The sequence below is a fragment of the Streptomyces sp. NPDC002886 genome, assembly GCF_042888445.1.
Taxonomy (GTDB): domain Bacteria; phylum Actinomycetota; class Actinomycetes; order Streptomycetales; family Streptomycetaceae; genus Streptomyces.
In genome coordinates, this window is the sequence record NZ_JBIAPV010000012.1 from 161,701 (window position 1) to 185,302 (window position 23,602).

Annotated in this window: 22 protein-coding genes and 1 pseudogene; 8 read left to right on the forward strand and 15 right to left on the reverse strand. The window is 72.8% G+C overall.

From position 1 onward, the window contains the following. Positions 1–50: 50 nt before the first annotated feature. On the reverse strand, positions 51–224 hold the full coding sequence (locus ACFYYB_RS36330) for a hypothetical protein (protein WP_389441673.1): 174 nt from the start codon (positions 222–224) through the stop codon (positions 51–53). A 128-nt stretch (positions 225–352) separates the two neighbouring features. Between ACFYYB_RS36330 and ACFYYB_RS36335 the strand changes: the two genes are divergently transcribed. Next, complete coding sequence (locus ACFYYB_RS36335) at positions 353–1,177, forward strand: metallophosphoesterase family protein (RefSeq protein WP_389441675.1); 825 nt, start codon at positions 353–355, stop codon at positions 1,175–1,177. A gap of 84 nt (positions 1,178–1,261) precedes the next feature. Here the strand turns inward: ACFYYB_RS36335 and mftE are convergent, their stop codons facing one another. The 12 genes from mftE to mftA are packed head-to-tail and all read right to left on the reverse strand — an operon-like array spanning position 1,262 to position 13,118. Continuing rightward, on the reverse strand, positions 1,262–1,951 hold the full coding sequence (gene mftE, locus ACFYYB_RS36340) for a mycofactocin biosynthesis peptidyl-dipeptidase MftE (RefSeq protein WP_389441677.1): 690 nt from the start codon (positions 1,949–1,951) through the stop codon (positions 1,262–1,264). After that, entirely contained in the window at positions 1,948–3,321 is a 1,374-nt protein-coding gene (gene mftF / locus ACFYYB_RS36345) for a mycofactocin biosynthesis glycosyltransferase MftF (protein WP_389441681.1), read from the reverse strand. Before mftF ends, mftE begins: the two co-directional genes overlap by 4 nt. After that, positions 3,318–4,082: a mycofactocin-coupled SDR family oxidoreductase gene (locus tag ACFYYB_RS36350; RefSeq protein WP_389441684.1), complete on the reverse strand. Its 765-nt coding sequence runs from the start codon at positions 4,080–4,082 to the stop codon at positions 3,318–3,320. Before ACFYYB_RS36350 ends, mftF begins: the two co-directional genes overlap by 4 nt. Before the next feature lie 10 nt (positions 4,083–4,092). Continuing rightward, a complete protein-coding gene (locus ACFYYB_RS36355) occupies positions 4,093–4,959 on the reverse strand; it encodes a mycofactocin-associated electron transfer flavoprotein beta subunit (protein ID WP_389441686.1) in 867 nt (288 codons plus the stop codon). Continuing rightward, the gene (locus tag ACFYYB_RS36360; RefSeq protein ID WP_389441689.1) at positions 4,956–5,270 is read right to left on the reverse strand and encodes a ferredoxin family protein; all 315 of its coding nucleotides are present in this window, start codon (positions 5,268–5,270) and stop codon (positions 4,956–4,958) included. The genes ACFYYB_RS36355 and ACFYYB_RS36360 overlap by 4 nt, the downstream gene beginning before the upstream one ends. Then, on the reverse strand, positions 5,267–6,577 hold the full coding sequence (locus ACFYYB_RS36365) for an FAD-dependent oxidoreductase (RefSeq protein WP_389441691.1): 1,311 nt from the start codon (positions 6,575–6,577) through the stop codon (positions 5,267–5,269). The genes ACFYYB_RS36360 and ACFYYB_RS36365 overlap by 4 nt, the downstream gene beginning before the upstream one ends. After that, positions 6,570–7,499, reverse strand: coding sequence for a mycofactocin-associated electron transfer flavoprotein alpha subunit (locus tag ACFYYB_RS36370; protein WP_389441694.1), 930 nt, complete (start codon positions 7,497–7,499; stop codon positions 6,570–6,572). The genes ACFYYB_RS36365 and ACFYYB_RS36370 overlap by 8 nt, the downstream gene beginning before the upstream one ends. Continuing rightward, a complete protein-coding gene (locus tag ACFYYB_RS36375; protein ID WP_389441696.1) occupies positions 7,496–9,469 on the reverse strand; it encodes a mycofactocin system FadH/OYE family oxidoreductase 2 in 1,974 nt (657 codons plus the stop codon). The genes ACFYYB_RS36370 and ACFYYB_RS36375 overlap by 4 nt, the downstream gene beginning before the upstream one ends. After that, positions 9,466–11,475 carry a mycofactocin system FadH/OYE family oxidoreductase 1 gene (locus ACFYYB_RS36380; RefSeq protein WP_389441699.1) on the reverse strand — a complete coding sequence of 670 codons (2,010 nt, stop codon included), beginning with the start codon at positions 11,473–11,475 and terminating at the stop codon, positions 9,466–9,468. The genes ACFYYB_RS36375 and ACFYYB_RS36380 overlap by 4 nt, the downstream gene beginning before the upstream one ends. Then, on the reverse strand, positions 11,472–12,677 hold the full coding sequence (gene mftC, locus ACFYYB_RS36385) for a mycofactocin radical SAM maturase (RefSeq protein WP_389441701.1): 1,206 nt from the start codon (positions 12,675–12,677) through the stop codon (positions 11,472–11,474). Before mftC ends, ACFYYB_RS36380 begins: the two co-directional genes overlap by 4 nt. Continuing rightward, positions 12,674–12,964, reverse strand: a complete 291-nt coding sequence (mftB, locus tag ACFYYB_RS36390) for a mycofactocin biosynthesis chaperone MftB (protein WP_389441704.1) — start codon at positions 12,962–12,964, stop codon at positions 12,674–12,676. Before mftB ends, mftC begins: the two co-directional genes overlap by 4 nt. A gap of 7 nt (positions 12,965–12,971) precedes the next feature. Then, positions 12,972–13,118 (reverse strand): mycofactocin precursor MftA, encoded by a 147-nt coding sequence (gene mftA, locus ACFYYB_RS36395; protein ID WP_389441707.1) that lies wholly within the window; start codon positions 13,116–13,118, stop codon positions 12,972–12,974. Positions 13,119–13,241: 123 nt separating this feature from the next. On the opposite strand from mftA, the gene ACFYYB_RS36400 reads away from it, so the two are divergent. From ACFYYB_RS36400 to ACFYYB_RS36420, 5 genes are all read left to right on the forward strand, one after another. After that, positions 13,242–13,508, forward strand: coding sequence for a PqqD family protein (locus ACFYYB_RS36400; RefSeq protein WP_389441710.1), 267 nt, complete (start codon positions 13,242–13,244; stop codon positions 13,506–13,508). Positions 13,509–13,885: 377 nt separating this feature from the next. Next, on the forward strand, positions 13,886–14,734 hold the full coding sequence (locus tag ACFYYB_RS36405) for a mycofactocin-coupled SDR family oxidoreductase (protein WP_389441712.1): 849 nt from the start codon (positions 13,886–13,888) through the stop codon (positions 14,732–14,734). 6 nt (positions 14,735–14,740) lie between these two features. After that, positions 14,741–16,114, forward strand: a complete 1,374-nt coding sequence (locus ACFYYB_RS36410) for a KamA family radical SAM protein (RefSeq protein WP_389441714.1) — start codon at positions 14,741–14,743, stop codon at positions 16,112–16,114. Between the two features lie 13 nt (positions 16,115–16,127). Next, positions 16,128–17,384 carry a pyridoxal phosphate-dependent aminotransferase gene (locus ACFYYB_RS36415; RefSeq protein WP_389441717.1) on the forward strand — a complete coding sequence of 419 codons (1,257 nt, stop codon included), beginning with the start codon at positions 16,128–16,130 and terminating at the stop codon, positions 17,382–17,384. Between the two features lie 14 nt (positions 17,385–17,398). Then, positions 17,399–18,358, forward strand: coding sequence for an ACP S-malonyltransferase (locus tag ACFYYB_RS36420; protein WP_389441720.1), 960 nt, complete (start codon positions 17,399–17,401; stop codon positions 18,356–18,358). 71 nt (positions 18,359–18,429) lie between these two features. Here ACFYYB_RS36420 and ACFYYB_RS36425 read toward each other — a convergent pair whose 3' ends face one another. After that, positions 18,430–18,672, reverse strand: coding sequence for a phosphopantetheine-binding protein (locus ACFYYB_RS36425; protein WP_389441835.1), 243 nt, complete (start codon positions 18,670–18,672; stop codon positions 18,430–18,432). Between the two features lie 128 nt (positions 18,673–18,800). Here ACFYYB_RS36425 and ACFYYB_RS36430 point away from each other — a divergent pair, with 128 nt between their 5' ends. Then, the gene (locus ACFYYB_RS36430) at positions 18,801–20,336 is read left to right on the forward strand and encodes an AMP-binding protein (RefSeq protein WP_389441722.1); all 1,536 of its coding nucleotides are present in this window, start codon (positions 18,801–18,803) and stop codon (positions 20,334–20,336) included. A 126-nt stretch (positions 20,337–20,462) separates the two neighbouring features. On the opposite strand, the gene ACFYYB_RS36435 is transcribed toward ACFYYB_RS36430, so the two are convergent. After that, a complete protein-coding gene (locus tag ACFYYB_RS36435) occupies positions 20,463–22,016 on the reverse strand; it encodes an amino acid adenylation domain-containing protein (protein ID WP_389441725.1) in 1,554 nt (517 codons plus the stop codon). A 217-nt stretch (positions 22,017–22,233) separates the two neighbouring features. Between ACFYYB_RS36435 and ACFYYB_RS36440 the strand changes: the two are divergent. Continuing rightward, positions 22,234–23,571: pseudogene (locus tag ACFYYB_RS36440) on the forward strand (type I polyketide synthase); the annotation flags it as partial. Between the last annotated feature and the right edge of the window lie 31 nt (positions 23,572–23,602).

The window sequence follows — 23,602 nt, forward strand, 5'->3', positions numbered from 1 at the left end:
GGGAGCAAAAGCTCCCGGGCAGCCTTCCACCTGCGGGTACTGCCGTCCGGTCAGGCCTCGTTGATCTGGCTCATGACCATCATCGGAGCGTCGTAGGCCTCGTCGTTGGAGAGGACGGCGGCCTTGGCCGGGTCGATGACACCCTCGCCGGCGAGACGGGACTCGGTGGGGGCGGCGACCAGGTCGGTGTCGTTCAGGGACTGGAGAACGTCGCGAAGCGCCATGGGGGACCTCCTTGGTTACCACTGCCGTTCAGTGGTGACGTTTAACAGAATGTTCATGTCAACTTGAGAAGTGGTCCTGTCTGAATGGACATGTGCTCGGGGCGCCGGGGGCGCGCTAGGTTGAGCGGATGAGCCTGCTCGCGATCAGCGACCTGCACGTGGGTCACCCCGAGAACCGCAAGATCGTCGAGGGCCTGCGCCCGGTGTCCGACGACGACTGGCTGCTCGTCGCCGGGGACGTCGCCGAGACGAGCGAGCTGATCGAGTGGGGGCTGGCCACCCTGAGCAGGAACTTCTCCACCGTGGTGTGGGCGCCGGGCAACCACGAACTGTGGACCCCGCGCGAGGACGTGGTCCAGCTGCGCGGCGAGGAGCGCTACCGGCATCTCGTGGAGCTGTGCCGCGGACTGGGGGTGCTGACCCCGGAGGACCCGTACCCCGTGTGGCAGGGAACCGGCGGCCCGGTGGTCGTCGCACCGCTCTTCGTGGGGTACGACTACAGCTTTCGCGTCCCGGCCGCCCGGAACACCGAGGAGTCCCTCGCCCTCGCCCACGAGAAGGGCGTGGTGTGCACGGACGAGTTCCTGCTGCACCCGGACCCCTATCCCAGCCGGCAGGCCTGGTGCAGGGCGCGCGTCACCGAGACGGAACGCCGGCTGGCGGCCTGTGATCCCGCCCTGCCCACGGTGCTGGTCAACCATTACCCGCTGGTCCGCGAGCCGACCAGGATCCTGCACCATCCGGAGTTCGCCCAGTGGTGCGGGACCGAGCTCACCGCCGACTGGCACCTGCGCTTCCGCGCGGCGGCGGTCGTCTACGGACACCTGCACATCCCGCGCTCCACCGTCCACGACGGCGTCCCCTTCGAGGAGGTCTCGGTCGGCTACCCGCGCGAATGGCGCCGCCCGGGCCACCCGCGCGACGTGCCGCGGCAGATCCTGCCCCGCGGATGACCAGGGCGCGCGGCGGCCGGGCGTGCGACGGCCCGGCGTGCGACGGCCCGGCGCGCAACGGCCCGGCGTGACCCGGAAGACGGCCTACCCGCGGTGTCCGGACCGCCAGGCGTCGAAGGACGTGAGCAGGGAATCCGTCCAGCGGGTGAGCACGGCCGCGCCCTCCCGCGCCGTGGCGCCCACCGGGTTGCCGAGGACGCCGTTCGGGGAGACGGCGCGCACGCCCGACTCCATCAGGGCGGGCAGGACCTCCGCGAGCGGCCGTACGTCTCCCGGCACGGCGTCCGGCATCCGGACGGCCCCTGGGCGCAGGGCGAGCATCACCGAGGTCTCGAGCCGGCCGGCGTGACTGTCCCGCGGGTCCCCGGACGGAGACCAGGCCAGTACGTTGCGGCCCTCACTACTCAGCAGGGCCACCGCGGCCCGCAGGGGTACGGCGTTGCCACCGTGCCCGCTGACCAGCACCACCCCGCCGAACGCGTCGGCCGACCGGACGAGTTCCACCAGCAGCAGCTCGACGGCCGCCCGGCCGATGGAGAGGGTGCCGGGGAAACCGGCGTGCTCCCCGCTGGACCCGTACGGCACGGCAGGCGCCAGCACCACGTCCGGGCGCCGGCGCTCGAGCGACTCGGCGAGCGCGGCCGCGATCTCGGTGTCCACCGTGAACGGCAGGTGCGGACCGTGCTGTTCGGTCGACCCGAGCGGCACCACCAGCACCCGGGGGGCGCCGGGTGCGGCCAACTGCGGCCACGCCGCGCTGTCCAGGCGGCTCATATCAGTGTCCCCGCCCTCCGGTCGGTGGAGCGGCGGGCGCCGTGCCCGGCCAGGTCGGGCCGCAGCGGCCCGGTCGTACGCCCGCGCAGGGCGCCCCACCAGACCCCGGCCCCGTACGCCAGGTCGTCGGCGGTGCGCAGCGCCGTCCAGCGCACCGGATCCAGATCCGGGCGGACCCGGTACCAGCTGACGAGGTGCCGGGCGCAGGCCGCGGCCAGCAGCATCCGGCCGCGGGGATGGGCGGCCAGAACGGGCCACCAGACGCGGCCGGCGACCTCGGCGAGCTGGCCGCCCGCACCGGCATGGCCGCGCATCGCCAGGGAGAGGGAGACCCCCGCGGGAACCCCCGAGGGGGACAGCTTGCGGGGGAGCAGGGCCGCCGTACCGGCCGCCACGGCCAGGCCGGCCAGCGGCCGGCCCGCGAGGACGGCAGCCCAGGACAGCGCGCTCCAAGGGGACATGCGCACCGGGGCGACGGCGGCGCCGTGCCGCAGCGACAGCGGCGCGGCCGAGGTTCCGTAGCCGAAGCGCTGCCGCGCCCAGGCACCCCAGGTGGACCGCGGGGCGTGGTGGACGACCGACTCGGGGACGTAGCGGACCTCACCGCCCTCCGCGATGCGCCACACCAGGTCGACGTCCTCGCCGAAACGCATCTCCTCGGCGAACCCCCCGTGCGTCCCGAGGACGCGGGTGCGCACGACCAGGGCCGCCGACGGGACGAAGGGGACCCGGGTGCCCGGGCGGACCGCGGAGGGGAGGGGACCGAGGTCCAGCGGGGAGCGGTGTTCCTCGTAGCGCTCCCGTACGGAAGGGCCCGGGGCGCTGCGCACGCGCGGGGCCGCGGCGTGCACGTCCGGGTCCTCGAACTGCCGCAGCAGCGGCTCCAGCCAGCCGGGCTCCGGGCGGACGTCCGCGTCGAGGAAGGCCACCAGCTCCGTCGAGGCCAGGCGCCAGCCGGAGTTGCGGGCCGCCGCCGGACCCCGCGCCGTGGCGTGGCGTACGGCGGCCCCGTCGAGCGGGACGGCCGAGCCGTCGTCCACCACCACGACGCGGCCCACCGGGCCGATGGCGGGCAGGAGTTCCCGCAGCGCCCGCGCGTGGTCGCGGACGGGTACGACCACCGTGACGTCCGCGGGCGTGAGGCGGCTGTCCGCGGGGTGCGGATGCGCCAGCCCGGCCCGCACCAGACGGGCGGCCAGCCGCCGGTGCGCCGGACGGTCCCCGACGGGGGAGCCGGCCAGCCAGCCGTCCGCGAGCCGTCCCCCGGCCGCGGTCAGGCGCAGCACCCGGCAGGGCGATCCGCCGAGCAGGACCCTGCCGCCGGCCAGCCGGAGCAGCCCCGGGTCGGGACTCAGAACGTACGCGCTCATGCGGTGAAGCCCCCGTCCGCGTGGACGACCGTGCCGGTGACGGCGGAAGACTGCTCGCTGCACAGCCAGCACACGGCGGCAGCGACCTCCGCCGGATCGAGCAGCCGGTCCACCAGCTGGTGGACGGCGAACTCCTCGACGTCCGGCAGACCGTAGAGGGCCGCGCTCGCGTCGAGCATGGCGGTACGGGTGGATCCGGGGGAGACGGCCGTGGCGGTGACGCCCGTCCCCCGCAGGTCCGTGGCCAGGCCGCGGACCAGTCCCACCACGCCGTGCTTGGCCGCGTTGTACGCCGCCAGGTGCCACAGGCCGCGGTGGGCCGCCGCCGAAGCCAGCGCCACGAACCGGCCCGAGCGCGGCTCCGGCCGGCGCAGCAGCGCGGGAACGGCGGCCCGCGCCAGGTTCGCGACACCGCGCAGGCCGGTCTCGAACAGGGCGTCCCACTCGTCGTCCGGCGTCTCCCACAGCGGGCGCCCGCCCGCGATGACCGCGGCCGCGGCCACCGCCGCGTCCAGCGCCCCGAACCGCTCTTCCGCGGTGGCCACCGCCGCCCGCAGGGCGTCGAGGTCGCGGACGTCGGCGACGACGTCGACGACCCGGCCCGGCCACCGCGCGGCGAGCTCCGCCAGTTCCTGCCTGCCGCCCAGGGGATACGGCACACCCGGCAGGTCCGCGCACCGGTCGGTGGCGACCACCTGCCAGCCCGCGTCGGCCAACTGCTCCACCACCGCGGCGCCGATCCCCCGTGCGGCGCCCGTCACCAGCGCGACCCTAGGCACCGGCTTCGCTGCCCGCCGCGTCGAGATAGGCGTGTTCGCGCAGGTAGCCGAGGAGTTCGTCGACCGCGGCCGCCGGGCTCGGCGGGGTGACGAGCCGGGGCGGAGTGCGCTGCTCCAGGGCCCCGGTCAGGGCCAGCAGCCGCTCGCGGGGGTCGGCGGCGCCGGGCGCCGGGCACACCGTCGGCCGGGGCCGGTACGGACGCACGGCGCCGGTACGCACCCGGCCCCGCGCCCCCGGGCCCTCGGCCCGCACGGCCGGGACGGCGGCGGACTGCGCGGCCAGCACGGCGGGCAGCGGGGCCCGCCGCAGCGTCGCACTGCCCCGCTCCACCGAGCAGACCGCGGGCAGCGGCACGTCGAGCCGCTCGCGGCGTCCGCCGTCCAGCCGCCGCACGGCCCGCAGACCCGCTCCGTCGGAGGTGAGTTCGATCAGCCCGGTGGCTTGGGCCGAGCCCAGCAGACCGGCCAGGAGAGCCGGGGTGGCCGCGGTCCCCCAGTCGGCCGAACGCTCCCCGCACACGATGAGGTCCGGGGCGCCGAAGCGGCGGCTCACGGCGTCCAGCAGGGTCCGCGCGGTCGCCTCGGCGTCCTCGTCGGGGCCGGTCACCCGCAAGACCTCCGCCGCCCCGCAGGCCAGCGCCTCGCGCAGCATGGCCTCGGCGGCGGCCGGGCCCACGGTGACGGCGACGCAGCGGCCGCCGTACCGCTCGGCCAGGCGCAGCGCGTGCTCGAGGGCGCTGCGGTCCGCGGCCGCGGCACCGCCCGCGAGCGCGTCGCACTCCACGGCTCCCGTCAGCGGATGGACCCGGGTCCGCCCGGCGTCCCAGCGCAGCGCGGCGACGACCAGCATGGCGCTCATCCCTTCCGGAAGACGACGCCGTGGCCGCCTTCGGGGTAGTTCCAGGTGATGGCGCCGTCGGCATCGCAGACGAGGTAGCAGGTGCCGCACTCGAAGCACTGCTCGTGGTTGAAGACGAGGCCGCCGTCGGCGGTGGGCACGAAGAGCTTCGCCGGGCACACGTGCAGGCAGGCCCGGGTGGTGCAGCCGCGGCAGACGTCGGTGTCGACCGTGATGTGCGCGTTCGGCGAGACCCGGAACTCGACGGTGTCCATCCGGTCCTCGAACGCCGTCCCGTACTGCTCCGCGGTGGCTTTGCCGGTTCCGGTCATCCGAAAGTCCTCAATCCGTTGAGCGCGTCGGCCAGCAGGTGGCGCGTGCGGACGCCGCGGCGGCGGGCCGCGGTGCGCAGCAGCCGCAGGACGCCCGGCTTCGGGCGGGGGTTGTCGACGTGGAACAGGCCCTGCACCACGTCGCAGATCAGGGCCGGGTACTGCTGCTGGAACCGTTCGGAGAACAGCAGGCCCGGAGCCCGGCGCAGCTTGCGGTGGTCGGCCAGGACGAACGACTCCTCCAGCATGCGCCGGTAGCCGGACAGGCCCTTGCGCGAGCTGTCGCCGAGGGCCACCGCCGCCGCGGCGGCACGGCCCGCGTACATGCCCGCGCCGAGCGCGAAGTTGACGCCCTCCAGCCAGATGCCCGCGGCCAGGCACATGGCGGCGGCGTCTCCCGCCACCAGGATCCCGTCGCCGACCAGTTCGGGGATGGTGTCGTAGCCGCCCTCGGGGATCAGGTGGGCGGAGTACTCCTTCAGCTCCGCGCCGCGGATCAGCGGGGCGATGGCCGGGTGTGCCTTGAGGCCGGACAGGAGGTCCTCGGGGCGCACCTTCGCGGCAGCGAGACCCTCGAGGCCGACGACCACGCCGATGCTGACCGAGTCGAGGTGCGTGTACAGGAATCCGCCGCCCGGAATGGACCGCGTACAGCCCAGGATCTCCAGGTCCACGCCCTCGCGGCCGGTGACGGCGAAGCGCTCCTCGATGACCTCGCGGGGCAGGGCGAGGGTCTCCTTCACTCCGAGGGTGGTGTGCTTGGCCGTCGGCCCGGACGGGTACAGGCCCGCTTCCTTGGCCAGGAACGAGTTGACGCCGTCGCAGGCGATGACCACGGACGCGGTGAGGTCGCCCTCGGGACGGTCCGTACGGACGCCCGTCACCTTGCCCCGTCCATCGCGCAGCAGCCCCGTCGCGACCGTCGAGGTGACGAGGACGGCACCCGCCTCCACGGCGAGGGAGGCGAGCCAGGAATCGAGGTCGGCCCGGTGGACGGTCGCGCCGTTGTACGGGGGCGCGCCCCAGTCCTGACTGCGGAAGTCCACGGTCAAGGCCTGGTCCGGTGTCATCACCATGGTCGAGCGGCGCGTCACCCAGCGCTCGACGGGCATCTTCTCCCACCAGTTCTCGACGAGTTCGTCGAGGATGCGGCCGTAGACGACCCCGCCGTACACGTTCTTGGAGCCGGGGAAGGGTCCGCGCTCGACCAGGGCCACCGAGCGGCCGGCGCGGGCCGCCTCCAGTGCGGCCGCGCAGCCGGCGGGACCGGCACCGACCACGACGACATCGAACATAGGGTCAGTCATGGGTGACTCCCAGGCGGCGGGCGAGCTCCTCGACGACGGCGGTCGCGTCGGCGACGATGCCCAGGTCGGCGAGTTCGGTCATCGGGCAGGACGGATCGGTGTTCACGCTCACCACGTGGCGCGGCCGGCCGAGGCCGCCGGTGTGCTGCGCGGCGCCGGAGACCCCGAAGGCGATGTACAGCTCGGGGTCGATCACCACGCCGGTCGTGCCGATCTGCCGTTCGTGGCCGAGCCAGCCCACGTCGGTGACCACGCGGGTGGCGCCGACTGAGGCGCCGAGCGCCGCACCGACCGCGGTGAGCAGCACCGCCGAGGCCTCGTCGCCCAGCCCCGCCCCGGCGCCGAACACCCGGGGCGCCTCGGCGAGATCGGCGGTCCCGGGTTCCGGCGCGAGGACCTCCCGTACGTGGACGTCCGCCACCGGCCCGGCGGCCTCGGGCAGGCTGATGACGACGGGCGCACCGGCCGGTGTCGCGGGCAGCGCCCCCCGCACGCCCGGCACGAGGGTCGCCACGAAGGGGCCGTCGACGGTCAGTTCGACCAGGGCCTGGTCCTCCCAGCGCAGCACGTCGGCCCCGCCGGAGGTGACGGTGACCGCCCCGGCCAGCAGCGGCCGGTCCAGTGCCAGGGCGAGGCGCGGGGCCAGATCGCGGCCGTCCGGCGAGGCGGGCAGCACCACGACCGGCACGCCTGCCAGCAGCGGGGCGAGGGCGGCGGCGAGCGCGCCCGGTGTCGTACGGGTGTACTCGGCCAGCCAGACGCGTTCGGCGGAGGTCAGCCCGGCGCAGGCGTGCGCGGTGCCGTCCCCGACGAGCAGGGCCGCACCGCCCGCCTCGGCGACGGCTTCGTCGCTGCCGGCCGGCAGCCGGCCGCCGCGTACGACGACCACCGCGACGGCGCCGGTGTCCACGGGCGCGCTCACAGGCCCACCGCCACGCGGTGTCCCTCGATGACCGCCGCGTGCGCACGCCGCGGGGTGACGCAGTCACCCACGCGGTGCACGGCGAACGGAGCGCCCTTCAGCTCGTGCCACAAGGAGTCCTCCGGTGTCTGGTGCGTGGCGCACACCACCCAGTCGGCGCGCACCTGCTCGGTGGCGCCCGTGGTGTGCGTCAGGACCTGCAGCTCCACGCCGCCCGCCGGCTCGGCAGCCGCGCCCAGCACGACCTGGTCCGTGCGCTGGCGGATGCCCTTGGCGTGCGCGCGGACCTGGAACGTCTCCATGTCGAGGGTGACGCCGAGGTCCTGGCCGACGACCATCGCGGAGGTGGTGACGGTGACACGGCAGCCGCGGTCGGCCAGCAGCTCGGCGACCGAGGTGGCCTGGTGGAAGCCGAGGTCGTCGACGATCACGACCTCGCCGGACGGGGCGGCCCGGCCCTCCAGCACATCGCGGACGTCCACGACGCGCTCCAGCCCGCCGGCCCACCAGGGGAGCGCGGGGCGCGCGCCGGTGGCCAGGACGACGGCGTCGGGCGCCTCGGCGCGCAGCGATGCGGCCGTCGCCTCGGTCCCGGTCCGGATCTTCACACCGCGCCGCCTGCATTCGGCGGCGAGATTGCGTACGACATCCAGGAACTCGGCTCGGGAGGGCACGGTCGCGGCGACCGCGACCTGGCCGCCCGTCGCGCTCCCGCGCTCGAGCAGTGTCACGTCGTGCCCCCGCTCGGCGGCCGTGGCGGCCGCCTGGAGCCCGCCGGGGCCGCCGCCGACGACCAGCACCCGCCGGGGCCGGCGCCCCGGTACGGGCAGGGGAAGCGGCACGGCCTCCCGGCCGGCTCGCGGGTTCTCGATGCAGCCCAGCCAGCGGTTGAGGCCCATCCGCCCGACGCACTCCTGGTTGCAGGACAGGCAGGTGCGGATCGCCGAGGTCTCCCCGGCGCGGGCCTTCGCGAGGAAGTCCGGGTCGGCGATCTGGCCGCGCACGACGCCGACGAGGTCGCAGTGGCCCTCGGCCAGCGCCCGTTCGGCCTGGACGGGGTCCTTGATCCGGCCGACGCCGACCACCGGGAGGTTCACCGCGCGCCGGATGGCGTTGGAGATGAACAGGGCGTACCCGGCCGGGATCGCCATCGAGGCCTCGATCATGTAGAGCGTGGACGTGGCCACGCCGATCGAGGTGTTGATGTAGTCGACCTTGCCGGTCGCCTCGACCATCCGGGCGACCTCGACGGCCTCGTCGATGGTGGTGCCGCCCTCGATCAGCTCGTCGCCGCAGAGCCGGACGCCCAGCGCCCGGTCGGGCCCGATGGCCTCCCGTACCGCGTCGATGATCTCCAGCAGGATCCGGGCGCGGCCGGCCAGGGATCCGCCGTAGCCGTCGCCGCGGTGGTTGGTGGCGGGGGAGAGGAAGCCGCGCACGATGGAGGAGTGGGAGCACTGCAGCTCCACCCCGTCGAACCCGCCCTCGGCGCAGTGCCCGGCGACCGTGCCGTAGCCCGCCACGATCTCGGCGATCTCGTGCGCGTCGACGGCCTTGGGCACCTCGCGGAAGAGGGGGTCGGGCACCGGTGACGGCGCCCACACCGGCAGCCGCGAGTACATGCCCGACGCCTGCCCGCCGTTGTGGTTGAGCTGCGCGATGATCGGGACGCCGTGGGCGTGCACCGCCTCGGTGATGCGCCGGTAGCCGGGGACGGCGGCGCGCCGGAAGCCGTGGATGAGCTTCTCGTACGGCCAGTCCGTCGGGTGGGTCGAGTGCTCCTCGGTGATGATCAGCCCGGCGCCGCCGGCGGCCCGGGCCGCGTAGTACGCGGCGTGCTGCTCGCTCGGCAGCCCGTCCTCGGCGTAGTTCGTCAGATGGGCCGAGAACACCACGCGGTTGGCGACGGTGAGCGGGCCGATCCGCAGCGGGCTCAGCAGATGGCGAAGCCGCCCTGGGTTGCTGCTCATGACACCACCTGGAACGCGCGGACGGGAGCGGGGGGCCCGACGGGCAGCGCGGTCGCCGCGTCGGCGCCCGAAACGGCCAGCGCGGCGCGGCGGCCCTCGAGCACCGCCTCGTACACCGTGCGGGGGGCGACGCGGTCCCCCGCGGGCACCGCACCCGCGGGCGCGGCGGTGCCGGGGTCCGGCAGCCGGTGTCCGCAGTGCACCAGCGCCGCGCACGGTATCTCCGTCCGTACGCCGGTCAGCGCGTCGGTGACCACCACGTGACCGGGGTGCACCTCGCGCAGGACGCTGCGCCGGGCCTGGACCACACCGGCCTGCTGGAGCCGGGAGTTGGCCGGGGCCAGGTCGCCGGTGATGGCCAGCTGGGTGCCGACGACCTGGTCGCGGGTGATGACGGTGACGCTGCGGCCGGCGGCGGCGAGCAGCTCCGTGACGCCGACGGCCACGGCGTCGCCCACCGTGTCGTACACCGCGACCGGGCCCTCGGGCAGGGTGCTCGCCGGGTCGGGCGCGCCGAGCACCTCGGCGACGTCGAGGACGGCGGCGCCGTCGTGCACCGCGTAGTCGTGGGGACCGGGCACCGAGCCGGTGGCCAGGATCAGGCCGCCCGTGGCGGCCGCGGCCTCCAGCTCGGCCGCGGACGGCCGGGTGCCGGTCTCGACGGTGACGCCCAGGCGTTCCACCTCGGCCGTCAGCCAGTGCGCGAGCCGCGCCAACCGCTCCCGCCCGGGGATCCGGGCGGCCAGGTGCAGCGATCCGCCCAGGCGGTCGGCGGCCTCGACGAGCCGCACCGGGTGGCCGCGCAGGGCCAGCACGCGGGCGGCCTCGAGTCCGGCGGGTCCGCCGCCGGCCACCAGCACGGGCCGGCCGCCGCGGGAGGCACCCCCGTCGGCGCCCTCCACCGGCCGGTCCTGGGTCTCGTATCCGCTGCGCGGCTCCGCGATGCACGAGACCACCGGGTTGCGGTTGTCCCGTACCTGGCAGCGTTGGTTGCCCAGGGTGCAGGGGCGGATCCGGTCGGCGTGCCCGGCGGCGAGCTTGCGGACGAGCTCCGGGTCGGCGATCTGCGCCCGGGTCATCTCGACCAGGTCCGCCACACCGTCCGACAGGGCGCGGACGGCCTGTTCCGCGTCGACGACCGAGCCCTGCAGCACCACCGCGCACCGCCCGTCGACGGCACCACGGACGGACCGGCACAGCTCCGTGTTGAAACCGGGGTCGGTGTGCGCGTCGGGGCGGGTCGCCGCCGTGCCCATCGCCGAACCCCGCACCACCACCAGCAGATCCACCTCCGGCGCGATCCGCCGGGCCAGCTCGACACCGGCCTCGGGCGTGATGCCGGCCCAGGGCGCCAGCTCGTCGCAGCTCAGCCGGAGCGAGAGGATCCGCTCGTCGCCGATCCGCTCGCGCACCGCGGCCAGCACCTCGAGCAGCAGGGCGGCCCGGTCGGTGCCGTACGCGTCCTCGCGCTGGTTGGTCAGACCCGACAGGAACTGCCGCAGCAGGGCGTGCTGGCCGGCGTTGACCTCCACACCGTCCAGACCGGAGGCGACCGCCAGTTCCGCGGACGCCGCGAAGGCGCCGACGACGGAGTCGATCTCGCCCTGCTCCATTTCCATCGGCATCTCGCGGCTGACCACGTCCGGCACCCGCGAAGGCGCCCACAGCGGCTCCTGGGAGTATGCGGACGAGCCCTGCGAGCCGCTGTGGCCGAGCCCGGCCAGCACCAGCGCACCGTACGGGCGGCAGGCCGCGGCCGTCGCCGCCCAGCCGGGACCGCACGCCGCTGCCAGTGGCGCGCGCTCGTACGGCCAGTCGGAGGCGAGCACGCTCGCGGTCTCCGTGACGACCATGCCCGCGCCGCCCGCGGCCCGCCGCTCGTAATAGGCGACGTGCCGGTCCGAAAGGGACCGGCCGGCGCCGAGGTTCGTCTCGTGCGGGCCGAACACGACCCGGCTCTGCGCGCTGCGGCCCGCGAGCACGACCGCCCCGGTCAGCTCCCTCACAGCCGGAACCCGGCGAGCGGACTGGTGTCGCAGGGCCGGGCGACCGGGGCCATCGGCTCGGCGGGCGGCCCCCAGCCGATCGCCACCGGCACCGCGGCGGACTTCGTACGACGGGTGCGGTGCGAGTGGTCCTTGTCGGGCCGGGGCCGGGCGCCCGCGCCGACCAGCTCGAGAGCGCGTTCGCCGTGGCCCTGAACGCACTCCGGGTCCGGGCCGTCCAAAGGCAGCCCGGTGAAGAACTTGGCCGCCGGGCAGCCCCCGCGGCAGGAGTCGAAGGCGGAGCACGAGGAGCAGGCCCCGGCCGGCTGAGGGCTGCGCAGCCGCGCGAACAGTTCGGACTCCCGCCACACCGAGGCGAAGCCGCCGGCGTCGCGGACGTTGCCGGCCAGGAAGTTGTCGTGGATGGCGAACGGGCAGGCGTACACGTCGCCGACCGGGTCGATCAGGCAGACCACCCGGCCCGCCCCGCACAGGTTCAGACCCGGCAGCGGCGTGGAGCCCAGCGCGTTCAGGTGGAAGAAGGAGTCGCCGGTCAGCACCTTCTCGCCGTTGGCGAGCAGCCACTGGTAGAGCACCATCTGCTGGTCGGCGGTCGGGTGCAGGTCGTGCCAGACGTCGGCCCCGCGCCCGGAGGGCCGCAGCCGGGTGATCCGCAGCTGCGCACCGTACTCCGCCGCCAGCGCGGCGAACTCGTCGAGCTGCGGGACGTTGTGGCGGGTGACGGCCACGCTGATCTTGAAATCGCGGAAGCCCGCGTCGCGCAGATTACGCATGGCGGTGACCGCCATGTCGTACGAGCCCTCCCCGCGGACCGGGTCGTTGACCTCGGCACTGGCGCCGTCGAGGGATATCTGCACGTCGACGTAGTCGGTGGCCGCCAGCCAGCGGGCTCGTTCCGGGGTGATGCGCAAGCCGTTCGTGGAGAACTTGACGCCCACCTGATGGGCGACGGCGTACTCGACGAGCTCCCAGAAATCCGGGCGCACCGTCGGTTCGCCGCCACCGATGTTGACGTAGAACACCTGCATCCGCTGCAGCTCGTCGATCACGGCCTTGCACTCGTCGGTCGTCAGCTCGCGCGGGTCGCGCCGGCCGGACGAGGACAGGCAGTGGACGCAGGACAGGTTGCAGGCGTAGGTGAGCTCCCAGGTGAGGCAGATGGGAGCGTCCAGCCCCTGCTCGAAGTGGTCGACGAGTTTCATGCGGGTACCTCACTCTCACGGGGTTCGATCGTCCCCGCGGTCAGCAGTCCGGCCAGCGCCCGGCAGTACCGGGCGTGCTGGTCGGCCGGCACCCCGGCGGCGGTGAGCGCGCCCAGTGCGTCGGGCAGTTCCGCCAGCCTGCGTACGGTGCCCACCAGCGCGGGCGTCTTCAGGAACGACAGCCGCCGGGTGCGGAAGTCGTAGGCGAGGGCGCCGAACGGCTCCGGGCGCAGGGACACGCTCGGGCTCAGGCGGTAGGGCAGCCGGGGGTCGAAGGCGGTGGTCACGGCGGGCCTAGTAGACGCCGCACATGCCGTCGATCGAGACGTCCTCGACCAGCAGCTCCGACTCGACCGCGGCATCCTGCGCGTCGTCCTGCGCAGGGGAGCCGGCGGCCGTCGCGAGGGTCCCTTCGGCGGCACTCTGGGCGGCTGGACTCATGAGGTCTCACATCCTTGACGGGAGGTGGCAACAGCACGGAGAGGGTGGCTAGCCCCATGGTCGAGTTCTCCTCGCGCCACGATGCTTGAAGCACTAGAGGCGCACTTGAACGAGGAGGACGGAATGCGGATCCTGGCAGCCGACGGAGTGAGCGGTACCGCCCTGGCGAACGGCCAGATGCGCCTGCGGAAGGCGGGCCGGGACGAATTCCGGTGCAGCCCCGTCGGTGCCGCCATGTGGATCGCGCTCCGGCACAACGACGGGTTCCTCGAACTCGCCGCGGCCTCACTGGCCGAGGCCTGGAAGACCGACGAGGGAAAGGTCCGCAGCGCCATGACCGTCTGGGCGGAGCGGATGGTGGACACCGGGATGCTGAGGGCCGCGCAGTGAATGCCGCCGTACCGACGTGCCACGCCATGCCCCCGCTTTCCCTGATCTTTCCCTGATGTCCGAGCCGCTCGCACCCGTACGAGCCATCGTCTAATGTTTCAGTGCGCACGACGCCCGGAAAACCCTTACCGCCCCCTAAGCCGATACGCCGCAGACGTTTTCTCCGGCGGTTGACGGGAATCCCGTGGCGCAGAAGAAAAAGCGCCAAACCCCTAAGGATTCCCCGTAAAAGAGCCGCTGCCGTGTAGGGGCCCCCTGACGTGGGCCTGCGGTCGCTGGTTAGGGGACAGCGCTTACGGAATTGCCCCGGCCCCGGCGGTAGAACTGCTGAGGGCGATGCATCAAGCATCGCCATCAATAAGCTAGGGAGGGCCTCAATGGGCCGGGTTGAAGGCAAGGTTGTCGTGATAACCGGCGCGGCTCGGGGGCAGGGCCGCAGTCATGCGGTCAGGCTGGCCGAGGACGGCGCCGACATCATCGCGATCGACCTCTGCGAGGAGATCGACGCCGCCACGTACGCGCTGGCCACGCCGGAGGAGCTCGAGGAGACCGTCAAGCTCGTCGAGAAGACCGGCCGCCGCGCCGTCGCCAAGCGGGTCGACGTCCGCGACGCCGTCGCGCTGCGCAAGGCCATCGACGAGGGCGTCGCCGAGCTCGGCGGCCGACTGGACGCGGTGATCCCCAACGCGGGCATCTTGCCGCTGGGCCAGGGCCCGGTGGACGGCTACACCACGACGCTCGACATCAACCTGGTCGGCGTGTTCAACACCGTCCACGCGGCGCTGCCGCACATCGGTGAGGGCGGCTCCGTCGTCCTCGTCGGCTCGGTCATGGCCTTCACGCCGTACGGCCCCGAGGACGCCATCGCCGGCCCGGGCATGGGCGCGTACAAGTTCGCCAAGCACACGATCGTCGACTACGTGACCTCGCTCGCCGGCCAGCTCGGCCCCTCCGGCCGTCGCGTCAACGCCGTGCACCCGACCAACGTCGACACGCCGCTGCTGCTCAACGACACGGTGTACCGGACCTTCCGCCCCGACCTGGAGAACCCGACGAAGGAGGACGCCCTCCCGGTGTTCGCCTCCATCCAGTCGATGCCGGTTCCCTTCGTCAGCGCCGACGACGTCTCCAACGCCGTGGTCTACCTCGTGTCCGACGAGTCCCGCTACGTCACCGGAACGAACATCCGGATCGACGGCGGCGCTCTGGTCAAGCAGGGCCGGTGACTTTCGTTGTCCCCCTTGGCCCAGGCCTCTGACGAAGCGGCGCGCTACCGCGCTTACGGGCCGCGCCACATCGACGAGATCGCGGCCCGCTACGGGCTCGACGACGCATCTCGCGAGACGGTGCGGCTCATCTCGATGGTCCTGCCCTTCAGGGTGAACGAATACGTCCTGGAGCAGCTCATTGACTGGCAGCGGCTTCCCGACGATCCGATGTACCAGCTGGTCTTCCCGCAGAAGGGAATGCTGAACACCGAGGACGAGAAGCGCCTCGCCGTGCTCGCGGACCAGACCGACGCGGCGGCCAAGAGGGAGCTGCGGGAGACGGTGCGCGACATCCGCGCCGGTCTCAACCCGCACCCCTCGGGGCAGATGAGCCTCAACAAGCCCAGTCAGAACGGGGTGGAGCTGCCCGGGCTGCAGCACAAGTACCGCGAGACGGTGCTGTACTTCCCCGGGCAGGGGCAGACCTGCCACGCCTACTGCACGTACTGCTTCCGGTGGGCGCAGTTCGTCGGTGACGCCGACCTGAAGTTCTCCGCACCCGACCCGAGCGGTCTGATCACCTATCTCGGCGACCACCCGGAGATCAACGACGTCCTGGTCACGGGCGGCGACCCGATGATCATGACCACGGACCGGCTGCGCACCCACATCGAGCCGCTGCTCGCCGTGGACACGGTGCAGACGATCCGGATCGGCACCAAGTCGGTCGCCTACTGGCCGCAGCGCTTCACCACCGACCAGGACGCGGACGACGTGCTGCGCCTGTTCGAGCAGGTGGTCGCGTCCGGGAAGAACCTCGCGGTGATGGCGCACTTCAGCCACCCCCGCGAGCTGTCCACCGACATCGCCCGCAGGGCGATCTCCCGGATCAAGTCCACCGGCGCGCTGGTCTACTGCCAGGCTCCGCTCATCGCCCACGTCAACGACGACGCGACGGCATGGCGCGACCTGTGGAAGGCCGAACTCGCCCTCGGTGCGGTGCCCTACTACATGTTCGTCGAGCGTGACACGGGCCCCCACGAGTACTTCAAGGTCCCGCTGGCCAAGGCTGCGGGCATCTTCCAGGAGGCCTACCGGCAGCTGCCGGGACTGGCCCGCACGGTGCGGGGCCCCGTGATGTCGGCAACCCCCGGCAAGGTCGCCGTGGACGGCATCCAGGACACCGCCGAGGGGCGCTACTTCCAGCTGCGCATGCTGCAGGCCCGCAACCCCGCACTGGTGGGACGGCCGTTCCGGGCCCTCTACTCGGACACCGCCGCCTGGGTCGACGAGCTCGAGCTGGACCCCGCCACCGATCTGGACATCGCCGAGGCCTTCCTCGGCTCGGCCGCCGCCCGCCTGAACAACGCCGGCCAGACCGAGAACACGCACAGCTGAAAGGAGCCGAACGATGACCGCCCGCAGAGTGTCGCCCAACCTCCTGCTCAACCAGGCAGTGGCCAGGCGTCAGGCGCAGGGTGAATCGCTCGTCCACCTCGGGTTCGGGGAGGCGCGCCTCCCCGTGTTCGCCCCCCTGGCGGAGCGCCTCGCCGCAGGATCGGCCCACAACGCCTACGGGCCCGTGGACGGCGGCGCCGAGGTCAGGGACGCCGTCGCCGGGTACTTCACCCGGCGCAGGCTTCCCACCACGTCCGACCAGGTGATCGTCGCCCCCGGCAGCAAGCCGCTGCTGATGGCGGTCCAGCTGGTCGTCCCCGGTGACGTGATGATCCCCCGACCGGCCTGGAACACGTACGCCCCCCAGGCGGCCCTGGCCGGCAAGCGGGCGTTCGGCGTCCCGATCCCCGACGACTGCGGCGGCATCCCCGATCCCGCGAAGCTGCGGCAGGAGATCCGGGCCGCCCGGGTCCTCGGCCACGACCCGCGGATCCTGGTGCTGACCCTGCCCGACAACCCGACCGGGACGCTGGCCGGCCCGGAGCGGATCCGCGAACTCTGCGCCATCGCGGAGGAAGAGGACCTGCTGATCGTCTCGGACGAGATCTACCGGGACATCGTCCACGACCCGGCCACCCCGTTCCTGAGTCCCGCCGAAGTCGCCCCCCACCGCACGGTGGTGAGCACGGGACTGAGCAAGACGCTCGCCCTCGGCGGCTGGCGCATCGGCGCCATGCGCTTCCCCGACGGGGAGTGGGGCCGCCGGATCCACGACGGCGTGGTCTCGGCCGCCAGCGAGGTGTGGTCCACGCTGGCCGCACCGATGCAGGAAGTCGCGACCTACGTCTTCAACGAGCCACCGGAGATCACGGCCAGGCTCGCCGCCAGCGCCCGGCTGCACGGCGTGGTCGCCCGCGCGGTGCACGCAATCATGACCGGGGTCGGCGCCGACTGCCGCCCGCCCACCGGGGCGTTCTACGTCTACCCGGACTTCGAACCGCTGCGCGAGCCTCTCGCGGCGAAGGGCATCACCGACTCGCCTTCGCTCTTCGAGCACCTCTTCGACGAGCACGGCATCGTGGTCCTCGCGGGGCACCAGCTCGGCGACGACGAGCGGGCGCTGCGCTTCAAGGCGGCGACGAGCCTGCTCTACGGGGCGACCCGGGCCGAGCAGCAGGCGGCGCTCGACGCGGCCGACCCGCTGCGGCTGCCGCACATCAGCGCTGTCCTCACCCGGATCGAGGAAAGCTTCGTGAAACTGACCTCGTAGGAGGCCGAACAACCATGGACACCGACGTCCGCCGCGGTACTGCGGTGGTCTTCCCCGGCATGGCGCCGTCCCCCTACAAGGACGTCGCACGCTTCATGCTGGTCAACCCGTTCGCGAGGAAGCTCCTCGCAGTGGCCGAGGAGGTCCTCGGCTACGACCTGCTGGAGCGCTTCCGGGACGACCCGGACGACTATTCGGAGTACGCGCAGGTCGCGTTCCTCGTGAACAGCGTCGCACTGGCCCAGATGTCCCAGGACGCCGCCGGCGCCCGGCCCGACGTGTGCGTGGGAGCCAGCTTCGGCGGGAAGGCCGCGGCCGTCTACTCGGGCGCGCTCGGCTTCGCCGACGCCGTGCACATGACGGCGCAGATGACGCGCTACGAGACGCAGTACTTCGCCGAACACCACACGGACATCGTCACGCAGTCCTTCGCCCGCACGCCGCGTGAGCAACTCGACCGGATCATGGCCGAGCTGACGGAGCTCGGCGAGTGGCACGACATCTCCTGCCACATCGACGACGACTTCTGGATGCTGTCCCTGCGGGACGGGATGGTCGGCTGGATCGAGGAACGGCTACGCGCCCTGGGCGGGATGCCGATCTACACGATGAACCCGCCCATGCACTCCAGCGCCTTCGGAGGGCTGAGGGACCTCATCGAGGACAAGGTCTTCCCCGACCTCACCTTCCGCGATCCCGACCTGCCGGTCCTCGCCGACCAGGACGGCCGGTCGCTGAAGAACGCCGACGACGTCCGCACCATGCTTCTCGACGGCTACGTGCGCCCTGTCGTGTGGCCGGCCGTCGTCGGCACGCTCAAGGAGCTCGGTGTGGGCACCGTCCGGGTGGCCGGCCCCGACAGCCTGTTCGGCCGGGTGCCGCTCACCACCCGCACCTTCGAGGTGGTCCGGCTCACGCCCGACATGGCCATGAGGCCCGTCGTGGCGAGGCGGCCCCGGCGGGCCGCCGCGTAGCGCACGAGACGCACGACCGCCCTTCGCCCCGCGTCTGCCGGGCGAAGGGCGGTCACGCTCGTCCCGCACGATCAGGCGGAGGTCAGGGAGGCGATGCCGCTCCACAGCACGGCCGGGGTGGCGAAGCTCTCCATCCGCATCATGTCGTCGACAAAGCGAATCTTGTAGCCGTCCTCCAGGTCGGCCATGAGGGACACCGTACCCAGGGAATCGAGACCCAGGTCACGCAAATCATCGCTTTCCTGAATGGCCTGACCCGGCGACAGGTACGGAAGGTGCTTGCGGAGAATCTCCTCGAACTGCGCATCCCACATGAAGTTCACTCCGATTCATTGATGTATCCGCGGTCCAGCGGACGATGGGCCGCACCTCCATGAGTAAGTCGGCGGCCGGAATGGGCGCAACCCTTTCCACCCCCCTATTCCGAGAAACCGGAGGAAAAATGGAAGACACCGTCGGGCAGCCGCTGTACGAGCGCTTTCTCAGCGGCCTGCAGGTCTCGCCCCGTCGGGCCGCGGTCCGGGCAGGAGGCAGGACCGTCAGCTACGAGGAGGCCCACGAGACGGCACTGGGCTGGGCCGGCGACCTCCTCGCCGGCGCCGAACGGCCTCCCCGGGCCGTCGGCGTACTGACCGGCAAGGGCGCCGACTCCTACCTCGCGGTCCTTGCCGGCCTCTACACCGGCGCCACCCTGGTACCCCTGCACGCCGACTTCCCCGCCGCCCGCACCCGCCGGATGCTGGAGGACTCCGGGGTCTCCACCGTCATCGCCGACGCCCAGGGCCTGGCCGCCCTCGGCGAGACCGGACTCGACCTCCCCGTCCTCGTCGCCGGAGACGACCAGGGCGGACCGACCGCCCTGCGTCGCCTCGCCCGTGGCACCCGCCCGCTGGACGCGCCCCGGCCCGTCACCCCGGGCGACCCGGCGTACGTGCTGTTCACCTCGGGATCGACGGGCCGCCCCAAGGGCGTGCCCATCACCCACGAGAGCGCGCGCCACTACTTCGAACTCATGGACAAGCGCTACGACTTCACCGAGGAAGACGTCTTCTCGCAGACCTTCGACCTCAACTTCGACTGCGCCATGTTCGACCTGTTCTGTGCCTGGGGAGCCGGCGGAACCGTCGACTCCGTACCGGTCCAGGGCTTCCGGGACCTGCCGGAGTACGTGGCCCGCAGCGGTATGACCGTGTGGTTCTCGACGCCGAGCGCCATCACCCTGATCCGCCGCCTCGGCGGACTGCGCCCCGGCTCCCTGCCCGGACTGCGCTGGAGCCTGTTCGCCGGGGAAGCACTGCGCCAGGACGACGCCGCCGACTGGCAGGCCGCCGCGGCCCACTCCACCCTGGAGAACATCTACGGCCCCACCGAGCTCACCATCACCATCACCGGACACCGCTGGGAACCCGAGACCTCGCCCGGCCTGTGCGTCAACGGCCTGGTGCCCATCGGCGCCGTCCACGAGGGCCACGACCACCTGCTGCTCGACCCGGAGGGCCGGCCCGCCGAGACCGAGGGCGAACTGCTCATCACAGGGCCCCAGCTCACTGCCGGGTACATCAACCCGAGCGACGACGAGGGCCGGTTCCTGGAGCACGAGGGGTCCCGCTACTACCGTACGGGCGACCGGGTCCGCAGGCTTCCCAACGGCGAGCTGATCTACCTCGGCCGCCTCGACTCGCAGGTGCAGGTGCAGGGCTGGCGCGTCGAACTCGCCGAGGTGGAGCACGCGGCCCGGGCCTGCGAGGGCGTCCAGGACGCGGTCGCGGTCACCCGGACCACCGAGGCGGGAGGGGAGCTGGTGGTCTTCTACACCGGCGCGCCCACACCTGCCGCGGCCCTCGCCCGCGAGCTGCGCACGGTGCTCCCCAAGGGCATGCTGCCCCGGCACTTCCGGCACCTGGAGGAGTTCCCGCTCAACTCCAACCGCAAGACGGACCGCAAGGCACTGGCCGAGCAGGCGGCGGCGCTGCCGTAGCCGGCCGGTGCCGTGGCCGGCAGGCCGCCGGCGCCGGAGGACCGGCGCACGCGACAGGGCCCGGGGCCCCGCCCGTACTCACCGAGTACGGCCGGGGCCCCGGGCCCTGTCGTGCGGACCCCGCGGTCAGGAACCGGCCGGCGCGTACTGCGCGGCCAGCGCCTTGCGGTCCGTCTTGCCGTTGGAGGTGACCGGCAGCTGATCCACGGGGATCAGCCGCGCCGGCACCATGTAGTGCTGCAGGGTCTTCTTGCAGAACACGGCCAGCGCCGCCTCCGAGAACCCGGTGTCCCCGAGAGCCGGGACCACGAAGGCGTGCAGCGCGAGTTCGCCGTCCGCGAGCGGGAGCGCGAGCACGGCGGCCGCCGTGACCTGCGGGAACTCCAGGATCACCCGCTCGACCTCGCCGATCTCCACACGGTTGCCCCGGATCTGCACCTGCGAGTCGCGGCGGCCCACGAAGTACAGCTCGCCGTTCTCACCCGCGTACGCGAGGTCGCCGGTGCGCAGCACGATCCGCCCGGACTCCGGATCGAGCGGGTCGGGCACCAGCGCCCGGGCGGTGGCCTCCGGGTCGTCCCAGTAGCCGGTGAAGAGCGACGGGCTGTAGAGGTATATCTCGCCGACGGTGCCCGGCTCGTCGACCGGCCGCCCCGCCTCGTCGAACACCAGCATGTCCGCGCCCTGGTGGGCGTGGCCGATGGACAGCTTCTCGGTGCCCTCGGGGATGGGGTTCGGGACGTCGGTGAACGAGGCCGCCATCGACTCCGTCGCGCCGTAGCAGTTGACGATCCGCGTCTTGGGCAGCAGCTCCTGCAGCTGCCGCAGCTCCGGAAGCGGGAAGTTCTCGCCGCAGAACAGGATGCCGGCGAGCCGGGTGAGTCCGGCCAGCTGCTCGGGCTCGTGGCGCAGCACCGGCCGCCAGATCGAGGGGACCCCGTCGACGTGCGTGACCTCGGCCTCCTCCAGGAGGCCGAGGAAGCGCCGCGGGAAGTACAGGACGGAGCGGGGTACGGGCACCACGGCGGCCCCGCTGCCCAGCGCCAGACCGATGTCCAGCAGCGAGAAGTCGAACTGCAGCGGCGAGGTGGTGGCCACCCGGTCGTCCGCGGTGACGATCCTCTCGGCGATCATGCCCTGGTAGAAGGCGGTGACGCCGCGGTGGCTCATCACGACGCCCTTGGGGCGCCCCGTGGTGCCCGAGGTGAAGATCATGTACGCGGTGTCGGTCTCGACGGGCTCACGGCGACGCCGTGTCCGCGGCCGCGGGGCGCGCTCCAGCACGATCCCGTCGGCGCCGAAGCGGCCGGTGCCGATCGACGGCGCCAGCCCCTCGCGCTTGCCCTCGGTGCTCTGCAGGTGAAGGGCCGGCGAGGTGGCGTCGGTGATCGACCGCAGGCGCTGCTCGGGCGTCTCCGGGCTGACGGGGACGAAGGTGGCACCCACCTTGGAGCAGGCGAGCAGCAGGGAGATGGCCGCGGCCGACGTGTCGGATTCGAGAACGACCTTGTCGCCGACGCCGAGCCCGATTTCCCTCAGGGAATTCGCGTACGCATCGGCCAATTCCTCGAGTCGGCGGTAAGTCGTGGTGACCAGACCACCGGATCCCGAGAGTTCCACGACGGCGGGGCGGTCGGGCGTGCTCCGCCCGGCCGCCAGCATGAATTCATGAAGCAGCATCAGAACAGCTAAGCAGCGCGGCCCTGCCCTGGAACAGGCCGGCGGAAGACCCTAGGGGGTGCCCGGGGAGCCTCGGCGGAAGGTCAGCGGTCGGGCATGGGGTGGATAGGGGTGGGTCGGCCTCCTGCCCGTCGGTACGTTCGAACCTGGCCGCGCCCGCCGTAATCGTGAATTCCTCGCCGCATCGAACAGGTAATCCGGGGGTTGAGACAGAACGATGGATGTCGACAAAGTCGTCGCAGCGCTGCGCCAGTCCTTGATGGACAACGAGCGCCTGCGCAAGCAGAACGACCAGCTGGCCGGCGCGGCCACCGAGCCCGTCGCCGTCATCGGCATGGCATGCCACTATCCGGGCGGTGCCGATTCGCCGGAGGAGCTGTGGCGTCTGGTCGAGGAGGGCCGTGACGCGATCTCGCAGTTCCCGGCCGACCGTGGCTGGGACACGGACTCGCTCTACGACCCGGAGCCCGGGGCGCCCGGCAAGAGCATCACGCGGGAGGGCGGATTCCTCCACGAAGCGGGGGACTTCGACGCCGAGCTGTTCGGTATCTCCCCGCGCGAGGCCAAGGAACTCGACCCCCAGCAGCGGCTGCTGATGCGAACGGCCTGGGAGGCCTTGGAGAACGCGCGCATCGACCCGCTGTCCCTCAAGGGCAGCCGCACCGGGGTCTTCGCCGGGCTGATGTACCACGACTACGAGGGCGCGGACGGCAGCGGAAGCCTCGTCAGCGGCCGCGTCTCCTTCACCCTGGGTCTCGAAGGCCCTGCCCTGAACGTCGACACCGCCTGTTCCTCCTCGCTGGTCACCGTGCACTCCGCGGCCCAGTCGCTGCGGACCGGCGAGTGCTCGCTGGCGCTCGCCGGCGGCGTCACCGTGATGTCCACGCCGCAGACCTTCACCTACTTCAGCGCCCAGCGCGGCCTGTCCGCCGACGGCCGGTGCAAGGCCTTCGCCGCGGCGGCCGACGGCACCGGCTGGGGCGAGGGCGTGGGCATGCTGGTTCTCGAACGGCTCTCCGACGCGATCCGCAACAAGCGCCGGATCCTGTCGGTGATCCGCAGCTCGGTGACCAACCAGGACGGGGTCTCCAGCGGCATCACGGTCCCCAACGGCCCCTCCCAGCAGCGGCTGATCCGTCGCGCGCTGGAACAGGCGGGGCTGGGGACGGACGATGTCGACGTCGTGGAGGCACACGGCACCGGCACCCGGCTCGGCGACCCGATCGAGGCACAGGCGCTGCTGGCCACCTACGGGCAGGGCCGCCCGGCCGAACGCCCCCTGTGGCTCGGGTCCGTCAAATCGAACATCGGTCACACCCAGGCAGCCGCGGGCGTCGCCGGAATCATCAAGATGACGATGGCGATACGCAACGGGGTGCTGCCCGCCACCCTCCACGTCGACGCGCCCTCGCACCAGGTGGACTGGGAGGCCGGGCACGTACGGCTGCTGACGGAGAACCGGGAGTGGCCCGAGACCGGGCGGCCGCGCCGCGCGGGAGTCTCCTCCTTCGGCATCAGCGGGACCAACGCCCACGTGATCGTCGAGCAGGCGCCGGACACCGGTGCGCAATCGGCGGCGCTCAACA